Origin of the sequence: Methylovorus mays (assembly GCF_020531915.1) — a bacterium.
Classification (GTDB): domain Bacteria; phylum Pseudomonadota; class Gammaproteobacteria; order Burkholderiales; family Methylophilaceae; genus Methylovorus; species Methylovorus mays.
This window is the reverse complement of sequence record NZ_JAJAVG010000003.1, coordinates 80,746-103,803: the sequence shown is the minus strand read 5'-3', so window position 1 is coordinate 103,803 and position 23,058 is coordinate 80,746. Positions and strand designations below refer to the sequence as shown.

Sequence of the window (23,058 nt, the reverse complement as noted above, 5' to 3'; positions counted from 1 at the left end):
AGCCATGAAAAAATACGAGAAACTGGCGGAAGAGATTGCCGAATCCATACGCACCGGTGTGTTGCACAAGGGCGATAAACTGCCTTCGGTACGCCAGGCCAGCGCCAGCCATGCGGTAAACGCTTCCACCGTGTTTGAAGCGTATTACCTCTTGGAAGCGCGCGGCCTGATCACGGTGAAAGAACGCTCTGGCTATTACGTCAGTGGCGGCAGTCCCAACCTGCCTGAGCTGGCCGCGCACCCGGTGGCGCATCCCTATCTGACGCCGGTGGATGTGAGTGAGCTGGTGTTTGATATTCTGGGGGCCACCCGCAATCGTACGGTGGTGCCACTGGGATCTGCCTTTCCCAGTCCGTTGCTGTTTCCGCTGAAAAAACTGGGGCGCACCATGGCCTCCATCGCCCAGCACATGGATCCGTGGAGCTCGGTGCGCGACTTGAGCCCGGGCGATGAACACCTGCGTCGCCAGATTGCCGTGCGTTACATGATCGATGGGTTCAGCGTGCCCACCGATGACATCGTGATTACCAATGGCGCACTGGAGGCACTCAATCTCTGCCTGGCCGCGGTCTCCAAACCCGGCGATAGCATACTGATCGAGTGCCCGACCTTTTATGCCGCGCTGCAGGCGATTGAGCGTAACGGATTGAATGCCATTGAAATCCCCAGCCACCCCAAAACCGGCGTCAATCTTGATGCCATGGCGGCAGCGCTGGAACAGCACAAACCGGCGGCCTGCTGGCTGATGACCAATTTTCAGAACCCGCTGGGCAGCCTGATGCCGGAAGAGAAAAAGCAGGCCTTGGTGGCCTTGCTGCAGCGCTATCAGGTACCGCTGATCGAAGATGATGTGTATGGCGAACTGTATTTTGGGCAGCAGCGCCCCAAACCTGCCAAGGCCTTTGATACCGAAGGTCTGGTCATGCATTGCTCGTCGTTTTCAAAATGCCTGGCGCCGGGCTACCGCGTAGGATGGGTGGCGGCAGGTCGCTTTGCCAAAACCATAGAGCGCATCAAGCTCACCACCACACTTGCCGCGCCCGCGCCGGTACAGCAAACATTGGCGGCCTATCTGGCCATGGGCGGCTATGACCGCCACTTGCGCTCACTCAGGCATACCTTGCTGATGCAGCAGATTCGCTTTATTGAAACCGTCGAGCAGGTATTCCCCGCCGGTACCCAGCTGACGCGCCCGGCAGGTGGTTATTTTCTATGGCTGAAACTGCCGGAAGGCACCGATGCGCTCTCGCTGCATCAGCATTGTCTGGAGCATGGCATCAGCATTGCGCCGGGCCCCATGTTCTCGGCACAGCGGCAGTTTTCAGAATATATCCGGCTGAATTACGGTCACGAATGGACCAGCGAAATCGAGCAGGCCCTGCACACGGTGGCCAGGTTGATTCCCGAGCATATCCGCTGATCAGGCCAGCGCCAGCGTGGCCTGCATCTCATCCGGCACGCGCACGCTGCCATTGGTGTAGTACTGAAACAAGGCAATCGCAGCGCGGCCGGCATCGGCCAGCTGCTCGCGCGGCATGGCCGTGCTGATGGAGGCGGCGGAGAGCCGGTACAGGGGGGGCAATTCCAGGTTATTGAGCGAAGACAAGGCCTCAAAGCGAATACGTGCCACCTCGGCAACGCCCTCGTAAATACCGACCTCAAACATGCGCTCCACCGAAATGCGCAAGGTATTGCCCGAGGCAAACAGCAAGTCCTGATCTTTTTTGGTTACTGCCACAATCTGCATGAAAGCCCCAGCCTGGATAAACGAAGAGGCATCATAGTGCAGCTCGTAAAACATCAACAGATGCAGATGTCTCAACAAAAACCATATCAGTCACGCTAAAACCACGGCGCCATCCAGCTCAATCTACATGAAATAACGCGCAAGCCAGGTATACGCAGGAATCCCGATCAGGATATTGAGCGGAAACGTAATGCCCAGCGACATGCCCATATACAGCGCAGGACTCACCTCAGGTACCGCCTGACGCAAGACGGCAGGCACCGCAATGTATGAGGCACTGGCTGCCAGCACCATCAGCAGGATGGTTTCGCCCAGCTGCATGCCCACCAGCTTGCAAATGCCCAACGCCAGCATGGCATGCACGGGTGGCGCCACCAGACCATACACAATGGTCAGCCTGGGCACGCGCCTCAGTTGGCTGAGGTTTCTCGCCACCTGCAAGCCCATATCCAGCAAAAAGAATGACAACAGGCCCTTGAACAGATCGATCGAAAACGGCGTCATGGCTTTATGTCCGGCATCGCCACTCAGAATGCCGATCGCCATGGCTCCCAGCAGCAGCAACTGCCCACCATCGGTAAACGACTCATGCAGCACCTTGGACAGACTGGTGTGAGTGGACGTGCCGGCCGATTGCTGGGCTCTGGCCTTATTGGCGAGCACAATCGCCAGCACAATCGCGGGCGACTCCATCAGCGCCATCGCCGCGGCCATGTAGCCGCCGTAATGAATACCCTGCTGGTCCAGGCTTTGCGATGCCGTAATAAAGGTTACCGCACTGATGGAACCATAAGTGGCCGCAATCGCCGCTGCATCCAGTTTATTGAGCCACTTGCCCAGGATGAAATACGCCACAATGGGAATAAACACGGCAAGAAAAATCGCGAGGCCCAGGGCCAGGCTGACTTCGGAGGTAATGCCGGAATGATGCAGGGCAAAGCCGCCTTTCAAGCCCAGCGCCATCAGGAGATACAGCGATAAAAAGCGGGAAATGGCATGCGGGATTTCCAGGTTGGACCGGGCAAACCCGGCCAGCACCCCGAATATGAAAAACAGTATGGCTGGATCAGCAAAATTGCTCACGTATACACCCCCCTTGAAAGTGAGCGCAGTATAAGAAGCAATATCCATAGTGTAAAATAGATAATAATCAACATTTGCATAGATAAAAACTATGAACGTCACTTTTCGCCAATTACGTTTGCTGCTGGCCCTGGCTGATACCGGTAGCGTGACAGCCGCAGCGAGGCGGATGCACATCACCCAGCCTACCGCCTCCATGCAACTGAAGGAACTGGCGAGCACTGTAGGGCTGCCGCTGTTTGAGGTCATCGCCAAAAAAATCCACATGACCGAGGTAGGGCTGGAGCTGGCCAACAGCGCACGCATCATGGCCGCTGAATGGGAAACCTTTGAGCAAAAGGTCATGGCGCTGAAAGGCGTGACGCGCGGCCGCCTGAAGATTGCAGTCGTCAGCACCGCCAAATACTTTGTGCCACGGGTATTGGGGTCGTTTTGCCAGCGTTATCCGGAAATTGATATTGCGCTGGAAGTGTTGAATCGCGAGGGGGTTATCGAGCGTCTCGAAAAAAACATGGATGACATGTACATCATGTCGCGGCCGCCGCTGCATATCGAGATTGAGGACGAAGTCTTCATGCCCAACCCGCTCGTCATCATCGCCAATAAAGCCCACCCCTTGGCGCATCAGCCTCACATCACGCTGGATCAGCTCAGCCAAGACCGGTTTATCCTGCGCGAAATGGGCTCAGGCACGCGCATGGCCTGCGATATGCATTTCAAGGATATGAAATTCACGCCGAACATCCGGCTGGAGCTGGGAAGCAATGAAGCCATCAAGGAAGCCGTCGCCAGTGACCTCGGCATCGGTGTGATCTCCATTCACGCCATTCATGATTACCCCCATCAAACCGACATCACCGTGCTGGATGTGACGGGATTTCCCATTCATGCCAACTGGCACATCGTCACGTCCAAGGGCAAAAAGTTATCGCCCATTGCCAGCATTTTTCATGATGAGCTGCTGCTTGAGGGGCAACGACTTTCCGCCAGGCACCCCACCGACGACCCTGTGTTCGCTGTGGCAACCTGAGCGATTCATCCGGGCTTCAGGCACTTTTACCAGCAGGCGCTGGTCATCAAGTACATCTCCCTCCGCGGAAAGCATGCGATGCCCGATACCCCGCTTGATGAATGTACGGTCCAGCTCAACGACGCCCTTGGCGCCGAATTGCATGGCGACATGGCGCTCTCTGCCGAAGCTGCGCGGCTGCGCTATGTGAATGACGGCACGCCCGGCTTTGCCCGCAAGCGCACGGCCAAGGGCTTTCGTTATGTGGACCGGCAAGGCCGCCCCTTGCATGACAAAACGCATCTGGCGCGCATCCGGGCACTCGCCATTCCGCCCGCCTGGCAACAGGTGTGGATATGTCCGTATGCCAATGGGCATATCCAGGCCACCGGGATAGACGCCAAGGGCCGCAAGCAGTATCGCTACCACAAGGAGTGGCGCGCCATTCGCGATGAAGCCAAATATGCGCATATGCTGGATTTCGCCCTGCATCTGCCGCTGATACGCGAACAGGTAGATGCGGACCTTGCCAGGCCAGGCTTGTGCCGGGAGAAAGTGCTGGCGCTGGTCATCGCCCTGCTGGAAAAAACCATGATACGCGTGGGCAATGATGAATACGCCCGCACCAACCGCTCTTTTGGCCTCACCACGCTGCGCAACCGCCATGTGGATGTGCAAGGCGGCCGCATCGCCTTTCACTTCCGCGGCAAAAGCCGGGTAGAGCATGCCATCGAGTTGCAGAACGCCAGGCTCGCAAGACTGGTGCGCAAGATGAAAGACCTGCCCGGGCAAGCGCTGTTCCAATATGTGGATGATGCGGGCGAACATCATGCGGTAAGTTCATCGGACGTGAATGCCTATCTCAAAAGCATCACTGGACGCGACTACACCGCCAAGGATTTCAGAACCTGGTCTGGCACCTTGCATACCTTTCAGTCGCTCACCACGCTGGATGCCTTTGAAAACCAGACCCAGGCCAAAAAGAATGTGGTGCAGGCCATCACCGAAGCCGCCCGCAAGCTGGGCAACACCCCCACCATCTGCCGCAAATGTTATGTGCACCCGCTGATTATCGAGACCTATATGGCCGGGAAATTACTGGCGGCCGTGGAGCTGGAAACCACGGATAAGGATGCGCCCTGGGCGCTGGATGCCATTGAGCGGCACGTGCTGCATTTGCTGCAACACCAGATCGCCGATGCACGAAAAAGCGAGGCGGCCTGACGAGGGTTGAGTTGCTGGATTGGGCTGCTTCAACATGCCCGGCAGCCCGGGCCGAAAGCCTTAACGGATATCCCACCAGGTGGGCAGCAGGGCGCGCACCTCGGCTTGCGAATAGCGGTCATCAATCAGGTAGATGGCCCCCGTGTCCTCCCGCGTGCGAATCACACGGCCCGCGGCCTGTACCACTTTCTGCAGGCCGGGGTAGAGATAGGTGTACTCATAACCCGCGCCAAATATTTCTTCCATGCGTTCCCGCATCTGCTCGTTTACCTCGTTGATCTGCGGCAAGCCTATGGTGGCGACAAAGGCGCCCACCAGCCGATCACCCGGCAAATCGATGCCCTCGCCGAAAGCGCCGCCCAACACGGCAAATGCAATGCCTTCTGAGGTTTCAGTAAAGCGATTGATAAAGGCTTCCCTGTCCTGCTCCGTCATCATGCGCGATTGCTGCCGCACCGGAATATCGGGATAACGCTCGGTGAATAGCGCGTATACCTGCTGCAGATAATCAAAGCTGCTCACGAACAGCAGATAGTTGCCCGGCCGGGCTTTGTATTGTTTGGCCATGAGCTGGGCTATCGGCATCACCGAGTGGCGCCGCCGCAGGTAGCGCGTGGAAATATGCGTCACCAGCCGCACATCCAGCTGCTCCGGGCTGAATGGCGATGGCACATCGATAAACGGCGTTTTATCCGGCAGGCCCAGCATGTCACTGTAAAAATGCGAGGGGCTGAGCGTAGCGGAAAACAGCGTGGCCGATTGCGCGGCGTCAAAGCGCGTCTTGAGAAATGGCGCGGGCACGATATTGCGTATGCACAGCACGGTGTTTGCCTGCAACAGATTAGCGCGCCCCTCTTTCAGCGTGATATCGAACATGGAATGTGGGCCAAAGGCATCGGCCAGCGTGACAAACTGCAGCGCATCAAAATAGAAATTCAGCAGGCTGGCGGCGTTATCGGTCGGGTGCAGCGCCAGATAATCGGTGATGCGCGTGACTACCCGCTGCAGGGAAAGCTCAAAGTCTTCCTCAATCGCCGGATAGACTTCATACGGCGCCACCTGCGGCTGCACCATGCTGCTCCAGGCCTGGCTGAGTTTTTCCAGCGGCGTTTTCAGCGACTTGGGGGCTTCCTGCCGCATGGCTTCAAACGCCTGCTGATCCAGCTCGGCGCTATACATCTTGCGGCCGCGCTCTATCATGTTGTGCGCCTCATCCACCAGGATACTGACGCGCCATTCATTCATCACCGTGCCCGCATACAGCACGGCATAAAGATCAAAGTAGTAGTTGTAATCGCCCACCACCACATCACTCCAGCTCACCAGATCCTGCGCCAGATAATAGGGGCAGATCTGATGTTGCCGCGCTACCGCCGCCAGTGCCTCGCGGTCCATCATGCCGCGCTCAAGTGCTTGTATGCGCGCTTGCGGCAAGCGATCGTAAAAACCCTTTGCCAGCGGGCAGGAATCCCCATGGCAGCTTTTGTCAGGATGTTCGCAGGCTTTTTCGCGCGCCACCAGTTCCAGCGTGCGCAAGCTGAGGTCAGGGTTGGCCGCGTGAATCACATGAATGGCATCGAGCGCCAGTTTGCGCCCGGAGGTTTTCGCGGTGAGAAAGAAAATCTTGTCCAGCTTCTTTTCCGGCATGGCTTTCAGTAGCGGGAAAAGTGTTCCCAGCGTTTTGCCGATGCCGGTGGTGGCCTGCGCCATCAGGCATTTGCCCAGGCTCGCGGTCTTGTATACCGATTCCGACAGCACGCGCTGCCCGGTGCGAAAGGTGGGATGCGGAAACTGCAAGGCCGTAAGCTGCAGGTTGCGGCGCAAACGATGCGCCACCTCGCGGTCCGCCCAAGTGCGCAGCTGAGCACACTGCGCGTTGAAATACGCCGCCAGCGCCTCCGCCGTATAAAGCTCGCTTAGCGGCTCTTCCGTCTTGCTCGATACGTTGTAATACACCAGCGCGGTATTGATCTCGCGCAGCTCGCGCTCCTGCGACAGCAACGCGGCATATACCTTGGCCTGCGCCCAGTGCAGGAAGCGATGATTTTCCGGCATGCGCTCCAGCAGGCCCTTGAAGGTCTTGATCTCCTCCAGCTGGTTGAGCTCCGGGTCATAGCCATCTGCCCGGCCCCGCACAAAAATATTCTGGTATTCGCCGGTGAGCGCAATCTCGGTCTCGTAGCTGGCATTGCGGTTGGACGTGACCGAGGTATGCCCCATCATCCCCTCCAGCGCCGTGGGCGCAGGGGTAAAGCGCTGATCCAGATCGCCGCGACGGGCAACCAGATCGCACATGGCACGTACAGAAATAATGTACCGGAACGGATCCGCAGGATTTTCGGAAACGACCAGGCTGGGAGCGAGCTTAATGTTGAATCCTTGTGAGGTCAGGCAATGTGGAGGCCAGACGAGTGAAGATCACATCACGATTTTCCACCTGACTGGCGTGAGGTCTCATTGTATCGCGAAGCGAAGGAGGCATGCCCGCGATCCAGCCCGACAACACTACTCGACCTTGACGAAGCTGCCCTGCGGCTTGTCTTGCAACAGATTCAGCAAGTCCGCTGACTTCAATGCCAGCGCATAACCCAGCACGCCACTGCCGATCACCACCGTCTCATACGCAGAAACACTGCTATCCACCAGCACCCGCAAACCCTCAGGCAAAGCAATCGGCGGCACCGCGCCCACCACATACCCGGTCGCCTCCGGCACCTCGGCATACTCCGCCATGCGGCACTTGCGCTCCCCCAGAAAGTTACGCAACAAGGCCCAATCTGCCCGTCCACCACCGGCCACCGCCAGCAGGCAAAACCCGCTCTGTTCCCCTTTGAATACCACGCTACGCACCACCGACTGCGGGTCCAACCCCTGCGCAGAAAGCAATTCCTCAAGACTGCGGATGGGCTTTTTGTCTTCGCTAAGGGGAATTTCGATGATCTTGAAATCGATGCCTTTGCTTTCCAGCAAGGCAGTGACATTGGATTGAATCGACATGCTCGTGTGTTCCTTTCAAATTGCCAGATAGCGTTGTTTCATGCGTCGCCAACACCGGTGGGATGTGTTGTCTGCCCCATCCAGGCTCGGCCAGGCATTTATCGTAACATCCCGATTGTACTGCTGCCTTCCTCTAAGACGTGTCACGTAAAAGCTTCCGCAGTTGACATTGCCCGCAAAGTTTGATGAACTGACCGCCGTCATTAAAAGGCAAACCTGCTGAAAGGCAGGGACGCAAAGTTACCGGTCTAAGGGCATCAGCCTAAGACAGCGGGACCGCCGTTTACCGCAAGGGTGAATGTATCCGGCGTTTTTCACTTTTCATGATGTGCCCAAGCAGACGATGGCAAACGACCACCATGGCCTGGGGGAAGTATTGTCATATGGATGACCTTGCCCCGACGGTGGTCATGCCTAACCAGATACGAAAGTATTAAGTGATCAGCAGAATAAAAACACGCCATCAGCATGCCGCAGAGCACACCGCGGCTCGCCCCACCCGACGAAGACCAGCGCCATCTTTTCATTCAAGTGTTTGCCAACCGCCATGCCACATTTAAAAAACCTACCCATGCAATTCCGGCTCCTCTCCAGACTGCTCAAAGGTGATTTTTTGTCATACCCGCAGGAGCCGCACAACCTGCGCGTGAGACTGTTGCTGGCCATCGGCGCCTGGTCACTGATCATCCTGGGGGGTACTTGGGGGGTGTATTACCTGTGTCATGCAAAATGGCTGTTAATGGCATGCCATCTGTCACTCGTCAGCCTCGGCTTGTATGCCCTGAGGCTAATCAACGCCGGGCGCGAGCGGTTTGTCGCCATCTGCATGGCGCATGGATTATTCGTCATCATTTCGATGATCTGCATTCTGGATGTGCCCATAGAGAATGCGGTCAGGTCAGTGCACATGTATTTTCTGCCGGTGGCCGCGGGTGCTTCCCTCATCTTTCGCAAGGACAATCTCTATTTAAGGCTGATTCTGCCCTTCATCATACTGGCGGCCTGCCTTGCCTTCGGGCCATCCCACATCGGCATTACACGGCCAGACTTGATTGCTGATCAGGAAATCCGCTCGATCGGGGCGTGGATCAACAACCTGGCCGCCCTCGCGATTCTGGGCGTGGCGCTCATCGTCATGCAGACCGACATCACCATTCGCAACTCGCTTTACGCCGACATGCGCGAAGCCCTGGCGAAAGGCCATTTCTGCTTGCACTATCAGCCCCAGGTGGATGCCGAGGGGCATATTTTCGGAGCCGAAGCGCTCCTGCGCTGGCAACACCCGACGCGCGGCATGATACCGCCCGGCGTATTCATCGCCGTGGCAGAAGAAACTGGCCTGATCCAGCCCATTGGCACCTGGGTACTGAAAGAAGCCTGCGCCCAATTGGTAAAGTGGTCGAAAGACCCGCAGACGGCACATCTCAGCATCGCCGTAAATGTCAGCGCATCGCAGCTCAGGCAACCCGACTTTGTGCAGGAAGTCATCGAGATCGTCACGCGCAGCGGCGCCACGCCCGCCCACCTGAAACTCGAACTCACCGAAAGCATGCTGGCAAAGGATGTCGACACCACCATCCAGAAAATGAAAGCCCTGCGCGCCTTCGGCATCAGCTGGTCACTGGATGACTTTGGCACCGGCTACTCCTCACTCAACTACCTCAAGCACCTGCCGTTTGAGCAGCTGAAGATAGACCAATCCTTTGTGCGCGACCTGCTGACCAACGAAAGTGACAAGGCGATTGTGGAAACCCTGGTCGTGCTCAGCAAAAACCTCAACATGATGCTGATTGCAGAAGGCGTGGAAACCACCGAGCAGCTGAACTACCTGCTAAATAAAGGTTGCATGAAATACCAGGGGTATCTGTTCAGCAGGCCCCTGCCGATTAATACGTTTGAAGAGTTCCTGCCCGCATTTCATGCATCCAAGGCTTACATGCAACTCAAGGCGCAACTGACATTGCTTTAGGACGGATGGTGCCATCTACAACCTCACTGCCAACCGGTAAAATAGCATCTGAAGTGTATAGCCATGACTCATGGCCATACACTACCGCAAGAAAAAGACTCACCCCTCTCTTGAAAAAACCCACCCTCGCCCTTATTATTAGCACTCTATAGGGTTGAGTGCTAAACATTATCCTGACCCTACCCGAATACTGATCAACCCAATGTCAAAAAATGACTTTATTAAGGAGAGTAACTCATGGCAATTCGTCCTTTGCATGACCGCGTGATTGTTAAGCGCTTGGAAGAAGAACGTAAAACAGCATCCGGCATCGTCATTCCAGATACTGCTGCAGAGAAGCCCGATCAAGGCGAAGTGATCGCTGTTGGTCCTGGCAAGAAAGATGACAGCGGCAAGGCTATCGCTCTGGATGTGAAAGTGGGCGACAAGGTGTTGTTCGGCAAGTATGCAGGCCAGGCTGTGAAGGTTAACGGCGAAGAAGTGCTGGTGCTGCGTGAGGAAGACATTCTGGGCGTTGTGGAAGCTTAATTGCGACGCATCCCTTAACCGAATCTAGATTCAGGAGAATTAACAATGGCTGCAAAACAAGTAATTTTTGGCGATGAGGCACGTGCCAAAATCGTTAACGGTGTGAACATTCTGGCAAATGCCGTTAAGGTAACGCTGGGCCCTAAAGGCCGTAACGTGGTGCTGGAGCGCTCTTTCGGCGCCCCTACCGTGACCAAGGACGGTGTATCCGTTGCCAAGGAAATCGAGCTGAAGGACAAGCTGGAAAACATGGGCGCGCAACTGGTGAAGGAAGTGGCTTCCAAGACTTCCGACAACGCTGGTGACGGCACCACGACCGCTACCGTACTGGCTCAAGCCATCGTGCGTGAAGGCTTCAAATACGTTGCTGCCGGTTTTAACCCAGCTGACCTGAAGCGTGGTATCGACAAGGCTGTTGTGGCCATCGTGGAAGAAATCAAGGCGATCTCCAAGCCAACCACCACCAGCAAGGAAATTGCTCAAGTGGGTTCCATCTCCGCCAACTCGGATGCTGACATCGGCCAGATCATTGCGGATGCCATGGACAAGGTAGGCAAAGAAGGCGTGATCACCGTGGAAGACGGTTCCGGCCTGGAAAACGAGCTGGACGTGGTTGAAGGCATGCAGTTTGACCGCGGCTACCTGTCTCCTTACTTCATCAACAACCCAGAGCGTCAAATCGCCCTGCTGGAAAATCCATTCGTGCTGCTGCACGACAAGAAGATCTCCAACATTCGTGACCTGCTGCCAGCCCTGGAGCAAGTAGCGAAGTCTGGCCGTCCTCTGCTGATCATTGCAGAAGATATCGAAGGCGAAGCACTGGCTACCCTGGTAGTGAACAACATCCGCGGCATCCTGAAGACTGTGGCTGTCAAGGCTCCTGGCTTTGGTGACCGTCGCAAGGCCATGCTGGAAGATATCGCCATCCTGACCGGCGGTACCGTGATTGCTGAAGAAGTGGGCCTGAAGCTGGAAAGCGTGACCCTGAACGACCTGGGCCAAGCCAAGCGTATTGAAGTGGGCAAGGAAAACACCACCATCATCGACGGTGCTGGCGTTGAAGACACCATCAAGAGCCGCATTGACCAGATCAAGAAGCAAATCGAAGACGCTACCAGCGACTACGACCGTGAAAAACTGCAAGAGCGCGTAGCCAAGCTGGCTGGCGGTGTTGCTGTGATCAAGGTTGGCGCGGCTACCGAAATCGAAATGAAGGAAAAGAAAGCACGTGTGGAAGATGCATTGCACGCTACCCGCGCTGCTGTTGAAGAAGGTATCGTGGCTGGCGGCGGCGTTGCTCTGCTGCGTGCTCGCGCTGCCATCAAGGAACTGAAGGGCGACAACGCTGATCAGGACGCCGGTATCAAGATCGTGCTGCGCGCGATTGAAGAGCCTCTGCGCCAGATCGTGGCTAACGCTGGTGACGAGCCATCTGTGGTGGTTAACAAGGTACTGGAAGGCAAGGGTAACTACGGTTACAACGCTGCCAACGGCACTTACGGTGACCTGGTTGAACTGGGCGTTCTGGACCCCGCCAAGGTAACCCGTTCCGCACTGCAAAATGCAGCTTCTGTTGCATCCCTGATTCTGACCACCGATGCACTGGTGGCAGAACTGCCTAAGGAAGACGCGCCTGCGATGGGCGGCGGCGACATGGGCGGTATGGGTGGCATGGGCGGCATGATGTAATCAAGCCCTGATGCAGAGGCTGCAAGCCTCGCCATCAAAGTAAAAAGCCCCGGGAAACCGGGGCTTTTTTTATGGTCAGTGGCAATGGCCTGAGCGACATGTCCCGTCACCCCATCGTCATGACATCAGCCTTGCATCGCGATGCTGACTCAGGGCGCCGGATTTGACGATGAACTGGCTGCCCCCTGTTTCTGGATGGCAATGACCATCAGCACCCCGTTCAGCCGCTCGGCACGAAACACCACCTGATCGCCTTCAGCCAGACCATTCAGCATGGCTTTATCCTGCGCGACAAACACCATGGTCATGCCCGGCATCCCCAGATTTTTGATATCGCCATGGCGCAGCGTGATAGTGCCTTGCTCCAGATTGATCTTGCGCACTTCGCCTGGGGTAGCGCTGATGTCGGCCTCTGCGGTAGCCGTCGCCGGTGCATCATGCGTCACTCCTTCATGCGCGAATACCGTTAGCGGCAAGGCCATCATGCCGATCAGGTTAAAAGTCCATAAAACACGCTTCCCAGTTTTGCTCATCCGTAACATCCCTTCAGATTAATGCTGCATGTGGTCGCCAGGTTTGCGCACCTGCACTTCAACACCACCCTGGGCATCGTTGTCTGCGGGACGCTCAACTGGCGGAAGATCATTTTCCACTTCCCAGGCCACGGTACCGGCGGGATGCTGGTAGTGGCCGGGGTCGCGATAATCATGTTTGGCGATGCCCTTGCGGATTTTGACGGTGGTAAACATGCCGCCCATTTCCACCCCTCCAAACTGGCCCTGGCCCGACATCATCGGCAGGGTGTTATCCGGCAGTGGCATTTGCATCTCGGCCATCTCCGCCATGCCGTGCTGACCCATGGCCATGTAATCCGGCAACAAGCCTTGCAGCTGTTGTTTCAGATCGCGCTGCTCCACGCCCAGCATGGTGGGCACCTCATGCCCCATGGCATTCATGGTGTGATGGCTTTTGTGGCAATGAAACGCCCAGTTGCCCGGCGCATCCGCCTTGAATTCCAGTGCCCGCATCTGGCCCACGGCAATGTCGGTCGTCACCTCGGGCCAGCGCGCGCTGGGCGGCACCCAGCCACCATCGGTACCCGTCACCATGAACTCGTGCCCATGAATATGAATGGGATGATTGGTCATGCTGAGATTGCCCACGCGAATGCGCACGCGGTCGCCCTGATTCACCACCATGGGGCTGATCCCCGGAAACACCCGGCTGTTAAAGGTCCACAGATTGAAATTCAGCATGGTGTTAATGCGCGGTGTGTAGGCACCGGGGTCGATATCGTAGGCATTGATCAGGAACACAAAATCGCGGTCCACCGCCATGGTGGCGGGGTTTTTCGGATGCGTGACCCAGAAGCCCATCATGCCCATCGCCATCTGCGTCATTTCATCGGCATGCGGGTGATACATAAAGGTGCCTGCGCGTTGCGCGACAAATTCATAGGCAAAGGTCTTGCCGGGCTTGATACCCGGCTGGGTCAGACCGGTGACGCCATCCATGCCATTGGGCAGGCGCTGGCCATGCCAGTGCATGGAAGTATGCTCGGGCAGACGGTTGGTGACATAAATGCGCACGCGGTCACCTTCCACCACTTCGATGGTCGGGCCGGGGCTCTGGCCGTTGTAGCCCCACAAATGCGCTTTCATGCCGGGCGCCAATTCGCGCACTACCGGCTCGGCCACCAGATGAAACTCCTTTACGCCATTGCGCATGCGCCACGGCAAGGTCCAGCCATTGAGCGTGACGACCGGGTTATATGGGCGGCCAGTATCCGGCATGCGTGGCGCCTGGGTGTCGGCATCGCTCACCGAGATGATCTCCGGTAACGCCGCCATGGCGACCTTGCTGACCGTGGCGACGGTAGCGGCTACCCCGGCCAGACTGGCCCCTTTGAGAAAATCACGCCTAGACACCATATCGTTATCCTGTCCTGTTGATCACTTGCGCCTGGGTTGAGCTGGCTTTATTGGGCGACCATAGCCGGACCTGGCGCGGAAAAATCCGGCTTGCCGATCAAGGCCATTTCCATATCGCTTTGCGACAGCCAGAAATCGCGCAAGGCTTCGATGTAGCTATTCACACTGGCAATCTGCGCCCGCGCATCCGCCAGCAAATCAAACACGCTGACCAGCATGCCGTTATAGCGCAGCTGGTTTTCTTCGGCGATTTTCTGACGGATAGGCACCACACTATCGCGATAATGCCGGGCAATATCGTAGCTGGCACGGTAACGCCCATAGCCCTCACGCACTTCTGATCTGGCTTCCACCGCCACCTGTGCCAGCTGGTTCACGACCTGCATGTAGGTGGATTCCGCCCTCGCCACGCGAGCACTGCCCCAGTCAAACAGGGGAATCTCCAGCGAAATCTCCACCCCATTTTTGTAGGGATCCGAGCGCCGTCCTTCCAGCACGCGGGCAGGGCCCAGCTCCAGCACATTGATAAACCGCGTGGTTTTGGTAAGGCCCAATTGACCGGCCAGGGCTTCGGTTTGCAGCTTCATCATCTGCACATCCATGCGCTGTTGCAAAGCAGTCTGCTCCAGATTGGCCGCCTCTTCTGCATGCGCGGGCAAATCCGGCATGCGCTCGGGCAAGGTGTAATGCGTGTGATCCAGGCCCATCAAGCGGGTGAGTTGCTCGGTGGCCTGCAAGCTGGCCTGGCGGGCACGGCTTGCGCCTAACGTGGCATCGGCATAAAAGCCCTGTTCACGCGCTTCATCCAGTGTGCTCCAGTTGCCGGCCTGCTTCATGCGTTGCGCCAGCGTGGCACTGGTCTCGGCTGCCCGCATCACCTGCTGCATGTAGCGTTCGGATTGCGCGGCAGCCAGCGCGGTGAAATACGCTTTGCGGGTAGCCGTCGCCAGTCGCAATACCTCCAGCGATACCTGACGCTGGGTTTGCTCAAAGCGGCGACGCTCGATGGCAGTGGCCTTGGGCATGGTCACCAGCGAAAAGATATTGAAGGTCAGCGCCTGTTCGATCTTGTATTCGCCGTCACGGCTGGCGCGCAGCATGGAGAAACGCGGATTGGGCAAGCGGCCGGCCTGCACCAGGTCAGCCTCTGAAATACCCAGCTCGGCATACGATGCCTGCAGGCCACGGTTATTCAGCAAGGCAATCTGCACGGCATCGTCCACGCTGATGGGCTGCTGCAACAATTCCGCGATACGCGCATCCAGGGCGTGGCGCTCGTCTTCAGATTTGACCCAGCGTATCTCCTTGCCGGTTTTGGCTTTCACCGTGGAAGCCACCTGATCAAATCCACCATCACGCGAAAATGTGGCGCAGCCGGGCAACAGGCTGACAAACATCAGGGGCAGCAACAGCCGCACACTTGCCATGCGTATCATGTCAGCGCGGGGCGAGCGGATAGACGGGGACAATTTCATGCTGACCAGCATGGCATGGCCCGCCCAACAGCCAGCTGACACCCAGATTACATTTTTGTCATCTTGCTGCCAGGCAGCATGGTTTGCGGCACAATCACTGTCTACACCACAACCTGACCACTCCATGCGAATTCTTGTAGTCGAGGATGAACACAAAACCGGCGAGTATTTGCGCAAAGGCCTGACCGAGGCAGGATTTGTCACGGACCTGGTTCATGATGGCCTGGATGGGCAGCATATGGCGCTGGCTGAACACTACGACCTGATCATTCTTGATGTCATGCTGCCGCGCGCCAGTGGCTGGCAGATCATCGCTGCCCTGCGTGAGGCGGGCAATCATACGCCCGTGCTTTTTCTGACGGCGCGCGATCTGGTTGAAGACCGGGTAAAAGGCCTGGAACTGGGCGCGGATGATTACCTGGTCAAACCGTTTGCCTTTTCTGAATTGCTGGCCCGCATACGCACGCTGTTGCGTCGCGGCAGAACGCGCGAAGCCGATGTGCTGCAGGTCGCCAATCTTGAAATCGATGTGCTGCGGCGGCGCGTGCAGCGCGATGGCAAAAAAATCGAGCTCACGGCCAAGGAGTTTGGGCTGCTGGAATTGCTGGTACGTCGCCGTGGCGAAGTGTTATCGCGCTCGCTGATTGCCTCGCAGGTGTGGGACATGAATTTTGACAGCGACACCAATGTGATCGAGGTGGCCATGCGGCGCCTGCGCGCCAAGATTGATGATCCGTTCGAGCCCAAGCTGATTCACACCGTGCGTGGCATGGGCTACGTGCTGGATGTGCCCGAGGCATCCTGAACATGCACGCCTCCATCATTACCCGCATCACCCTGATTTTTGCAGCGCTCTCCACGGTGGTCATGATCGCCATCGGGGCGATTGCCAGCTACGCGGTCGGTAGCCACTTTGCCGAAGAAGACCTGATCGAAATAGAAGGCAAGCTTGAACTCATCCATCATGCATTGAACTCGGCGCCAGAGATGGAAGGGCAACCTCTGCCACAGCGCCTCAACGACGCGCTGATCGGCCATCACGCTCTTTCTGTCATGGTCTATCGCCCGGACAAGCAGCTGATCTATCGCTCCATGGAGGCCAGCTTCCCTTCCGGGTTGCTGCTTCCGAATCCGCCGGCTTATGCTCCGCGTAGCGCGCATCTGCAGCGCTGGCAGCAAAACGGGCACGCCTATCGCGGCCTGGTGGTGCAGTTTCCGGCAAGCGCTCAGCGCACTTCCTTGAATGTGGCGATTGCCGTCGATATTGGTCACCATGACCATTTCATCCATCACTTCCAGCGTTCCTTGTGGCTTTATCTCACCACCGGCATTCTGTTTCTGGTGGCGGTCGGCTGGATCGCGGCCCGCCGTGGCTTGCGGCCGATTCGCGACTTCGTGCGCATGGCGGGCAATATCTCGGCCAGCCGTCTGGGTGAAAGAATCGACGTCACCTCCCTACCGCGTGAGCTAGTCGAGCTGGGGGTATCGTTCAACGCCATGCTGCAGCGTCTGCAGGAGTCCTTTCTCCGGCTATCCGAGTTTTCATCCGATATTGCCCATGAGCTGCGCACGCCGGTCAGCAACCTCATGACGCAAAGTCATGTGGCGCTCTCCCAGGCGCGTTCGGCGGGGGAATATCAGGAGATTCTCTATTCGAATATTGAAGAGTATGAACGGCTCTCGCGCATGATTGCGGACATGCTGTTTCTGGCCAAGGCAGACAATGGCTTGCTGGTACCGCATCGCGAAACCATGGATGTGGGCATGGAAATTGATGCCGTCATTGAGTTTTACGAGGCGCTCGCGGCTGAAAAACAGCTGTTGGTCAGCCGCCATGGCACCGCCACCTTGGCCGGAGACCGGCTGATGATACGCCGCGCTTTCAGCAACCTGCTCTCCAACGCCGTGCGCTACACCCCGGTGGGGCAGACCATTACGATCACCATCCAGAATGCCAATACCGAATGGATAACAGTCTGGGTGGACAATGCCGGCGAGCCTGTCCCGGAAGACGCATTGGCGCGGCTATTTGACCGCTTTTATCGGGTGGACCCATCGCGCCAGCGCGAAAGCGAAGGCACAGGCCTGGGGCTTGCCATTACCAAGTCGATAATCGAAGCGCATGGCGGCAACATTCGTGCATTGTCCCTGGACCACTCCATGCGATTTGAACTCAACCTACCCAGCGCCTGAGATGATCCATCTCTCGTAAAAAAGCGCTTCAGGGCATAATCGCCAACGGTCTGCACAGGCTGATATCTATGCAGCTCATCCATTTCAGGCCATACTTACACGTATAAATAAAGAACGGGCGCTTACGGGTAACCCGTCATGTTTGATTGACTAGGGGTTGTTAAATTTACCGTTTCGCATCATTTCCAGGCCTCCACTGCGGCCGCCTTGATTCTTTGCTACTGGCATGGCTGGGTTTTGCCTGCCTGCTGCTAACGAGCCAGATCAGCCATGCCGCCGCCAGCGATGACATCGCACGCGGCAAACAGGTGGCGCAAATTGTGTATGGCATCGTCAGCTATACCCGCTGGCCTGCGCCATTTCCTGAACTCCAGCTATGCATTACCGGCAACTCGCGCTATGCCGATGCCTTGATAGCGGGCACACCCAACCCCATGCACCCCCGCATTACGGTCCGCCAGCTTGGCCTGCATACCCCCGAAGCCGTGGCCCAATGCCAGATTGCCTACATAGGCACCATGGAAAACAGCGAGCGTGAATCGCTGCTGACCCAACTCATCGGCCAGCCAGTACTCATCATCAGCGAACCGCCGCCTTCGTGCAGCGCAGGTGGCATGTTCTGCCTGCTGTTCCGGGAAAACAATGTCTACTTCGAGGTCAATCTTGATACGATTGCGCGCAGCGGTTTGCGTGTACACCCCAATGTACTCCAGTTAGGAAAGCGCCAATCTTCGCCATGACCATTTCCCGCTCTTCACTCCCAGGACTGGATCAGGTATTGCGGCGCGCGCATCTAAGTGTGGCGCTGATCGCGGTCATTTCCTCCGGGCTTACCCTCACGCTAGCCGGCATCTATGCCTTGCAGGCGTATGCCACGCAAAACATGCAGCTGGTCGCGCGCTCCCTGAGCTATACGGTCGAAGCAGCCGTCGTGTTCAACGATGCGCTGGCGGTGCAGGAAGCCCTGGACAGGGTCGGAAAACGCGAAGATGTTGCCGAGATTCGTGTGGTCGGACGCAGCGGCATGCCGCTGGCAAGCTGGAAACGGCGGGAGACCGGCCCGTTTGTGCAGCTCGAAAACTGGCTGGCGAGCATCGTCATGCCTGAACCTTATTACTATCCGGTCACCCACGACAATATCACCATTGGCCGTATTCGACTGGTGCCCCACAGCCGCCTCCTGGTGCAATATCTGATGACGGGTGTGGCCAGCGTGCTGGCCTGCATGGCATTCAGCACCTTGCTGGCACTAGCCTTCTCGCGGCGCATGCATGCGGGCATTTCAGGTCCACTGAGCAAGCTTGCTGATACCGCCCACCGCGTACGCCAATATCGCAGTTTTGGTTTACGCGCCCCTGCCGCCGATATTGCAGAGCTCGATCAGCTGAACCAGGACTTCAATGCCTTGATGGATGAGCTCGCCACCTGGCAACGCCATGTAGAACGCGAACATGACACTCTGGCCTATCGCGCCAATCATGACAGCCTGACCGGACTGTGCAATCGGGGATTGCTCGAATCCGAACTTGAGCATGCTGTGCGCGATGCCCGCTTCCACAACAATTCAATAGCACTGATGTTCATGGATGGTGATCACTTCAAGGAAATCAACGATACTTATGGGCATGGCGCCGGTGATGAAGTCCTCAAGATCATGGCGCTACGCATCAGCGGCCAGTTGCGCGAGAGTGATATTGTGGCCCGCTTGGGAGGAGATGAGTTTGCAGCACTGCTGAAGCCCATCAAGCACCCCGAGGATGCGGTGCATATCGCCGAAAAAATCGCCATCCAGATGCAATCTCCCATCACGCTGCCAAGCGGCGAAAAGGTCACCAGTTCGGTCACCATCGGCATCGCGCTCTACCCTGATCATGCCCGCACCGCACAAGAACTGCTGGCGGCGGCAGACGAAGCCATGTACCGCGCCAAGGATCAGGAGCGTGGCAGCTGGGCCATGGGTTTGTAATTACAGGTTCATAAGAATTGATAAATAAAAGCCATTGATAAGGCTTGGTTTGTGAGCGGACGGGGCTTTCCAACATACAGGGGTATCTGAAGACTCTATCCATGACGAGGTTTAAATTGCATTCTTTGTTACGTTCCATCCTAACTTATGCCATGTTGGCAGTTTCTTTCTCCATGACATTGACTGCCTGCCAGTCCACCCCACCCGCTGAGCCAGTACAGGAAAGCCTGCGGCAAAAGCAGATTCGTACCCTGCAGGAGCAAGGCTTTATACAGACGGATGAAGGCTGGGAACTCAGCTTTGCCGATAAACTGCTGTTTGATAGCAACCAGTATGTGCTGAATGATAAAAGTCGCGCTGTTGTCACCAAAGTGAGCAAGGCACTGCTCTCGGTGGGCTTGGTCAAGATGCGCATTGAAGGCCATGCCGACAAGTCAGGACGCGATGCCTACAATACGCAGCTTTCGGAGCAGCGCGCCAACGCGGTGGCCGACGCTTTCACCCAGACCGGCATTCCGCGTGAAGGTCTGCTCGTGCGCGGCATGGGTACGCAAAAGCCGATTGCGGATAACGCCACCCCTGAGGGAAGGGCTGAAAACCGGCGCGTGTGCATTATTATTGTCACGGATTAACGCATCAGCCTGCCCCATGACAGGCCCTCATGCGGGCCTGTCATGGGACATCAAGCCTGGGCAAGAAGACCTTGTTACATTTTTTTACAATTTAATCTTGCCCGAGGTATAATCAGTTCCAGAAACGCTTCCGCGCCGGAATCCGCGAGGATTTACAAGAGCGACAGGCAAAAAAAACCCCGATTAAAGGGGAGTAAAATCGGGGATCAAGCAGCCTCATCAGATAAGGCTTCCCGCTCAGGGAGGAGAAGCGGGAGATGACTTGCGCCATCTGCAAAGTAAGACGAAGTCACTCGCGTTTAGTTCCGACAATTTCTAAAATTGTCAGACATGATCCCCGATTTTTCATTTTTTAACATTCCCAGCCCTACCCTCCGGTTTTAGGTTCTCTTCCCCAGTGTGACCTGCGATAATTAGCGCATGAACGCACAACACCCCTCTACCTCCCTGCTCGAAGGCCTGAACGACAAGCAACTTGAGGCGGTCACCCTGCCGCACCAATCTGCCCTGATCCTTGCTGGCGCGGGCAGCGGCAAAACCCGGGTACTGACGACGCGCATTGCGTGGCTGATCCAGACCGGTCAAGTGTCGCCCAATGGTTTGCTGGCCGTGACCTTTACCAATAAAGCAGCCAAGGAAATGCTGACGCGGCTGTCCGCCATGCTGCCGATCAATGTGCGCGGCATGTGGGCCGGCACATTCCATGGTCTGTGCAACCGTTTGCTGCGTGCGCATCATCGCGAAGCCTTGCTGCCTGCCACCTTCCAGATTCTCGACACGGCCGATCAGTTATCCAGCATCAAGCGCCTGATGAAGCAGATGAATGTGGACGATGAAAAATTTCCACCCAAGCAGGTCATGGGCTATATCAACAGCTGCAAGGAAGAAGGCTTGCGGGCGAACGCCGTGGATGCCTATGACGCGCATTCCCAGCGCATGCGGGAGATTTTTGAAGAGTATGACCGTCAATGCCAGCGCGAAGGGGTGGTCGATTTTGCCGAGCTGCTGCTGCGCTGCTATGAGCTGCTGAGCCGCGATGCCAGCATACGCCAGCACTACCAGAGCCGCTTCAAATACATTCTGGTCGATGAGTTTCAGGATACCAATCGCCTGCAATACCTGTGGCTGAAGCTGCTGGCCGGAGCGGACAATTGCGTGTTTGCCGTGGGCGATGACGACCAGTCGATTTATGCCTTCCGCGGCGCGCGCGTGGGCAATATGCGCGACTTTGAGCAAGACTTCAATGTACGCAACATCGTCAAGCTGGAGCAGAACTACCGCTCCCACGGCAATATCCTGGATGCCGCCAACGCCATCATCACCCATAACCGCAACCGCCTGGGCAAGAACCTGTGGACCTCGGCTGGCAAGGGCGAGCCGATACGCGTGTATCAGGCGTACAACGATATTGATGAAGCCAACTTTATCGTCGACGAGATCAAATCCCTGCACAGCGAAGGCACCGAGCTAAGCGAGATCGCCCTGCTCTATCGCTCCAATGCCCAGTCTCGCGTGCTGGAGCATGCACTGTTTTCAGCTGGCCTGCCTTATCGTGTTTATGGTGGCCTGCGCTTTTTTGAACGCGCTGAAATCAAGCATGCGCTGGCCTATCTGCGCCTGATCGCCAACCCGAATGACGACACCGCATTGCTGCGCGTGATCAACTTCCCCACCCGCGGCATAGGCGCCCGTAGCCTGGAGCAATTGCAGGAAGCCGCCCGCGCCGAAGATTGCAGCCTGTGGCAGGCCGCCATCAACAAGATGGGCAATGGCCGCCCCGGCAAGGGCGTGGAAGGATTTGTCGCACTGATCCGGCAGATGGCGGAAGAAGCCACCGGGCTCACCCTGCCGGAAATGGCCGAGATTGCCACCACACTTTCCGGCCTGAGAACCCATTACCAGAATGAAAAGGAAGGCGAAGACCGCATCGCCAATCTGGATGAATTAATTTCGGCGGCCGTTACCTTCGTCAATAACAATCAGGATGCCGGCACGCTGACGGATTTCCTCACCTTTGCCAGCCTCGAAGCAGGCGAACATCAGGCAGAAGTCGGCCGCGATGCCTTGCAGCTGATGACCGTGCATGCCGCCAAAGGGCTGGAATTCCGCACGGTATTTATCAGCGGGCTGGAAGAAGGCCTGTGCCCGCATGAGCAAAGCCTGTACGAAACCAATGGCCTGGAAGAAGAGCGGCGCCTGATGTACGTGGCCGTGACGCGCGCGCGCCAGCGCCTTTACCTGAGCCACGCACAAAGCCGCATGCTGCATGGCCAGGTGCGCTATGGTATTTCATCGCGCTTTCTGGATGAAATACCCGAAGCCTTGCTGAAACGGCTGAATACCCGCGCCAGCCCTGGCCGCGGTGGCTATGGCGAGTCACCAGTACCACAAGCCGCCACCAGCAGCGAGCAGAAAAACAGCATGCCATGGAAAATAGGCCAAGCCGTAGCGCACAGCAAATTTGGGCAAGGCGTGGTCGTGAATTACGAAGGCAATGCCAACGACATGCGGGTGCAGGTAAACTTTGGCAGCGAAGGCATGAAATGGCTCATGCTGGAATACGCCAAGCTGGAAAAGGTATAAAACAAAAGGCCCGCTTATGCGGGCCTTTTGTT

At 56.9% G+C, this 23,058-nt stretch carries 19 protein-coding genes and 1 riboswitch; of the genes, 12 read left to right on the top strand and 7 right to left on the bottom strand.

Features of this window, described 5'->3' with window-relative positions:
• Nucleotides 1-4: 4 nt before the first annotated feature.
• On the top strand, nucleotides 5-1,420 hold the full coding sequence (locus tag LG203_RS01085; protein ID WP_230344107.1) for an aminotransferase-like domain-containing protein: 1,416 nt from the start codon (nucleotides 5-7) through the stop codon (nucleotides 1,418-1,420).
• Here the strand turns inward: LG203_RS01085 and LG203_RS01080 are convergent, their stop codons facing one another.
• Nucleotides 1,421-1,825: a hypothetical protein gene (locus LG203_RS01080; protein ID WP_230344106.1), complete on the bottom strand. Its 405-nt coding sequence runs from the start codon at nucleotides 1,823-1,825 to the stop codon at nucleotides 1,421-1,423.
• A 45-nt stretch (nucleotides 1,826-1,870) separates the two neighbouring features.
• Nucleotides 1,871-2,830: a sodium-dependent bicarbonate transport family permease gene (locus LG203_RS01075; RefSeq protein WP_230344105.1), complete on the bottom strand. Its 960-nt coding sequence runs from the start codon at nucleotides 2,828-2,830 to the stop codon at nucleotides 1,871-1,873.
• Between the two features lie 91 nt (nucleotides 2,831-2,921).
• Between LG203_RS01075 and LG203_RS01070 the strand changes: the two genes are divergently transcribed.
• Nucleotides 2,922-3,860, top strand: coding sequence for a LysR family transcriptional regulator (locus LG203_RS01070; RefSeq protein ID WP_230344104.1), 939 nt, complete (start codon nucleotides 2,922-2,924; stop codon nucleotides 3,858-3,860).
• A gap of 78 nt (nucleotides 3,861-3,938) precedes the next feature.
• Nucleotides 3,939-5,063 (top strand): DNA topoisomerase IB, encoded by a 1,125-nt coding sequence (locus tag LG203_RS01065; protein WP_230344103.1) that lies wholly within the window; start codon nucleotides 3,939-3,941, stop codon nucleotides 5,061-5,063.
• Nucleotides 5,064-5,123: 60 nt separating this feature from the next.
• Here LG203_RS01065 and LG203_RS01060 read toward each other — a convergent pair whose 3' ends face one another.
• On the bottom strand, nucleotides 5,124-7,358 hold the full coding sequence (locus tag LG203_RS01060; RefSeq protein ID WP_230344102.1) for an ATP-dependent DNA helicase: 2,235 nt from the start codon (nucleotides 7,356-7,358) through the stop codon (nucleotides 5,124-5,126).
• A gap of 210 nt (nucleotides 7,359-7,568) precedes the next feature.
• On the bottom strand, nucleotides 7,569-8,060 hold the full coding sequence (locus LG203_RS01055; protein ID WP_230344101.1) for an aminoacyl-tRNA deacylase: 492 nt from the start codon (nucleotides 8,058-8,060) through the stop codon (nucleotides 7,569-7,571).
• A 199-nt stretch (nucleotides 8,061-8,259) separates the two neighbouring features.
• Nucleotides 8,260-8,344, top strand: a riboswitch (cyclic di-GMP riboswitch).
• Nucleotides 8,345-8,631: 287 nt separating this feature from the next.
• Here LG203_RS01055 and LG203_RS01050 point away from each other — a divergent pair.
• The 3 genes from LG203_RS01050 to groL all read left to right on the top strand — a co-directional run bounded on the left by LG203_RS01050 (nucleotide 8,632) and on the right by groL (nucleotide 12,246).
• Complete coding sequence (locus LG203_RS01050; protein ID WP_230344100.1) at nucleotides 8,632-10,029, top strand: putative bifunctional diguanylate cyclase/phosphodiesterase; 1,398 nt, start codon at nucleotides 8,632-8,634, stop codon at nucleotides 10,027-10,029.
• Between the two features lie 237 nt (nucleotides 10,030-10,266).
• The gene (gene groES, locus LG203_RS01045; protein WP_013441226.1) at nucleotides 10,267-10,557 is read left to right on the top strand and encodes a co-chaperone GroES; all 291 of its coding nucleotides are present in this window, start codon (nucleotides 10,267-10,269) and stop codon (nucleotides 10,555-10,557) included.
• Nucleotides 10,558-10,602: 45 nt separating this feature from the next.
• The gene (gene groL, locus LG203_RS01040) at nucleotides 10,603-12,246 is read left to right on the top strand and encodes a chaperonin GroEL (RefSeq protein WP_013441225.1); all 1,644 of its coding nucleotides are present in this window, start codon (nucleotides 10,603-10,605) and stop codon (nucleotides 12,244-12,246) included.
• Between the two features lie 149 nt (nucleotides 12,247-12,395).
• On the opposite strand, the gene LG203_RS01035 is transcribed toward groL, so the two are convergent.
• Genes LG203_RS01035 through LG203_RS01025 form a run of 3 tightly spaced genes read right to left on the bottom strand, consistent with a single transcriptional unit; the run spans nucleotide 12,396 to nucleotide 15,613 of the window.
• Nucleotides 12,396-12,779 (bottom strand): copper-binding protein, encoded by a 384-nt coding sequence (locus LG203_RS01035; protein WP_230344099.1) that lies wholly within the window; start codon nucleotides 12,777-12,779, stop codon nucleotides 12,396-12,398.
• Nucleotides 12,780-12,797: 18 nt separating this feature from the next.
• Complete coding sequence (locus LG203_RS01030; RefSeq protein WP_230344098.1) at nucleotides 12,798-14,177, bottom strand: multicopper oxidase domain-containing protein; 1,380 nt, start codon at nucleotides 14,175-14,177, stop codon at nucleotides 12,798-12,800.
• A gap of 47 nt (nucleotides 14,178-14,224) precedes the next feature.
• Complete coding sequence (locus tag LG203_RS01025; RefSeq protein WP_230344300.1) at nucleotides 14,225-15,613, bottom strand: TolC family protein; 1,389 nt, start codon at nucleotides 15,611-15,613, stop codon at nucleotides 14,225-14,227.
• A 163-nt stretch (nucleotides 15,614-15,776) separates the two neighbouring features.
• On the opposite strand from LG203_RS01025, the gene LG203_RS01020 reads away from it, so the two are divergent.
• From LG203_RS01020 to uvrD, 6 genes are all read left to right on the top strand, one after another.
• On the top strand, nucleotides 15,777-16,457 hold the full coding sequence (locus tag LG203_RS01020; protein WP_230344097.1) for a heavy metal response regulator transcription factor: 681 nt from the start codon (nucleotides 15,777-15,779) through the stop codon (nucleotides 16,455-16,457).
• 2 nt (nucleotides 16,458-16,459) lie between these two features.
• Nucleotides 16,460-17,845: a heavy metal sensor histidine kinase gene (locus LG203_RS01015; protein WP_230344096.1), complete on the top strand. Its 1,386-nt coding sequence runs from the start codon at nucleotides 16,460-16,462 to the stop codon at nucleotides 17,843-17,845.
• 215 nt (nucleotides 17,846-18,060) lie between these two features.
• A complete protein-coding gene (locus LG203_RS01010; protein ID WP_230344095.1) occupies nucleotides 18,061-18,585 on the top strand; it encodes a YfiR family protein in 525 nt (174 codons plus the stop codon).
• Nucleotides 18,582-19,811, top strand: a complete 1,230-nt coding sequence (locus LG203_RS01005) for a diguanylate cyclase domain-containing protein (protein ID WP_230344094.1) — start codon at nucleotides 18,582-18,584, stop codon at nucleotides 19,809-19,811. Before LG203_RS01010 ends, LG203_RS01005 begins: the two co-directional genes overlap by 4 nt.
• 152 nt (nucleotides 19,812-19,963) lie before the next feature.
• A complete protein-coding gene (locus tag LG203_RS01000; RefSeq protein ID WP_230344093.1) occupies nucleotides 19,964-20,443 on the top strand; it encodes an OmpA family protein in 480 nt (159 codons plus the stop codon).
• 420 nt (nucleotides 20,444-20,863) lie between these two features.
• Nucleotides 20,864-23,026: a DNA helicase II gene (gene uvrD / locus LG203_RS00995; RefSeq protein WP_230344092.1), complete on the top strand. Its 2,163-nt coding sequence runs from the start codon at nucleotides 20,864-20,866 to the stop codon at nucleotides 23,024-23,026.
• Nucleotides 23,027-23,058: the final 32 nt, after the last annotated feature.

Bases quoted from the DNA above. Each gene is read 5' to 3' on its own strand.
- uvrD (WP_230344092.1), top strand. From the start codon at position 20,864: ATGAACGCACAACACCCCTCTACCTCCCTGCTCGAAGGCCTGAACGAC.
- LG203_RS01020 (WP_230344097.1), top strand. From the start codon at position 15,777: ATGCGAATTCTTGTAGTCGAGGATGAACACAAAACCGGCGAGTATTTG.
- LG203_RS01050 (WP_230344100.1), top strand. From the start codon at position 8,632: ATGCAATTCCGGCTCCTCTCCAGACTGCTCAAAGGTGATTTTTTGTCA.
- LG203_RS01005 (WP_230344094.1), top strand. From the start codon at position 18,582: ATGACCATTTCCCGCTCTTCACTCCCAGGACTGGATCAGGTATTGCGG.
- groL (WP_013441225.1), top strand. From the start codon at position 10,603: ATGGCTGCAAAACAAGTAATTTTTGGCGATGAGGCACGTGCCAAAATC.
- LG203_RS01085 (WP_230344107.1), top strand. From the start codon at position 5: ATGAAAAAATACGAGAAACTGGCGGAAGAGATTGCCGAATCCATACGC.
- LG203_RS01070 (WP_230344104.1), top strand. From the start codon at position 2,922: ATGAACGTCACTTTTCGCCAATTACGTTTGCTGCTGGCCCTGGCTGAT.
- LG203_RS01035 (WP_230344099.1), bottom strand. From the start codon at position 12,779: ATGAGCAAAACTGGGAAGCGTGTTTTATGGACTTTTAACCTGATCGGC.
- LG203_RS01000 (WP_230344093.1), top strand. From the start codon at position 19,964: ATGTTGGCAGTTTCTTTCTCCATGACATTGACTGCCTGCCAGTCCACC.
- LG203_RS01025 (WP_230344300.1), bottom strand. From the start codon at position 15,613: ATGATACGCATGGCAAGTGTGCGGCTGTTGCTGCCCCTGATGTTTGTC.
- LG203_RS01015 (WP_230344096.1), top strand. From the start codon at position 16,460: ATGCACGCCTCCATCATTACCCGCATCACCCTGATTTTTGCAGCGCTC.
- groES (WP_013441226.1), top strand. From the start codon at position 10,267: ATGGCAATTCGTCCTTTGCATGACCGCGTGATTGTTAAGCGCTTGGAA.
- LG203_RS01065 (WP_230344103.1), top strand. From the start codon at position 3,939: ATGCCCGATACCCCGCTTGATGAATGTACGGTCCAGCTCAACGACGCC.
- LG203_RS01030 (WP_230344098.1), bottom strand. From the start codon at position 14,177: ATGGTGTCTAGGCGTGATTTTCTCAAAGGGGCCAGTCTGGCCGGGGTA.
- LG203_RS01060 (WP_230344102.1), bottom strand. From the start codon at position 7,358: ATGTGCGATCTGGTTGCCCGTCGCGGCGATCTGGATCAGCGCTTTACC.
- LG203_RS01055 (WP_230344101.1), bottom strand. From the start codon at position 8,060: ATGTCGATTCAATCCAATGTCACTGCCTTGCTGGAAAGCAAAGGCATC.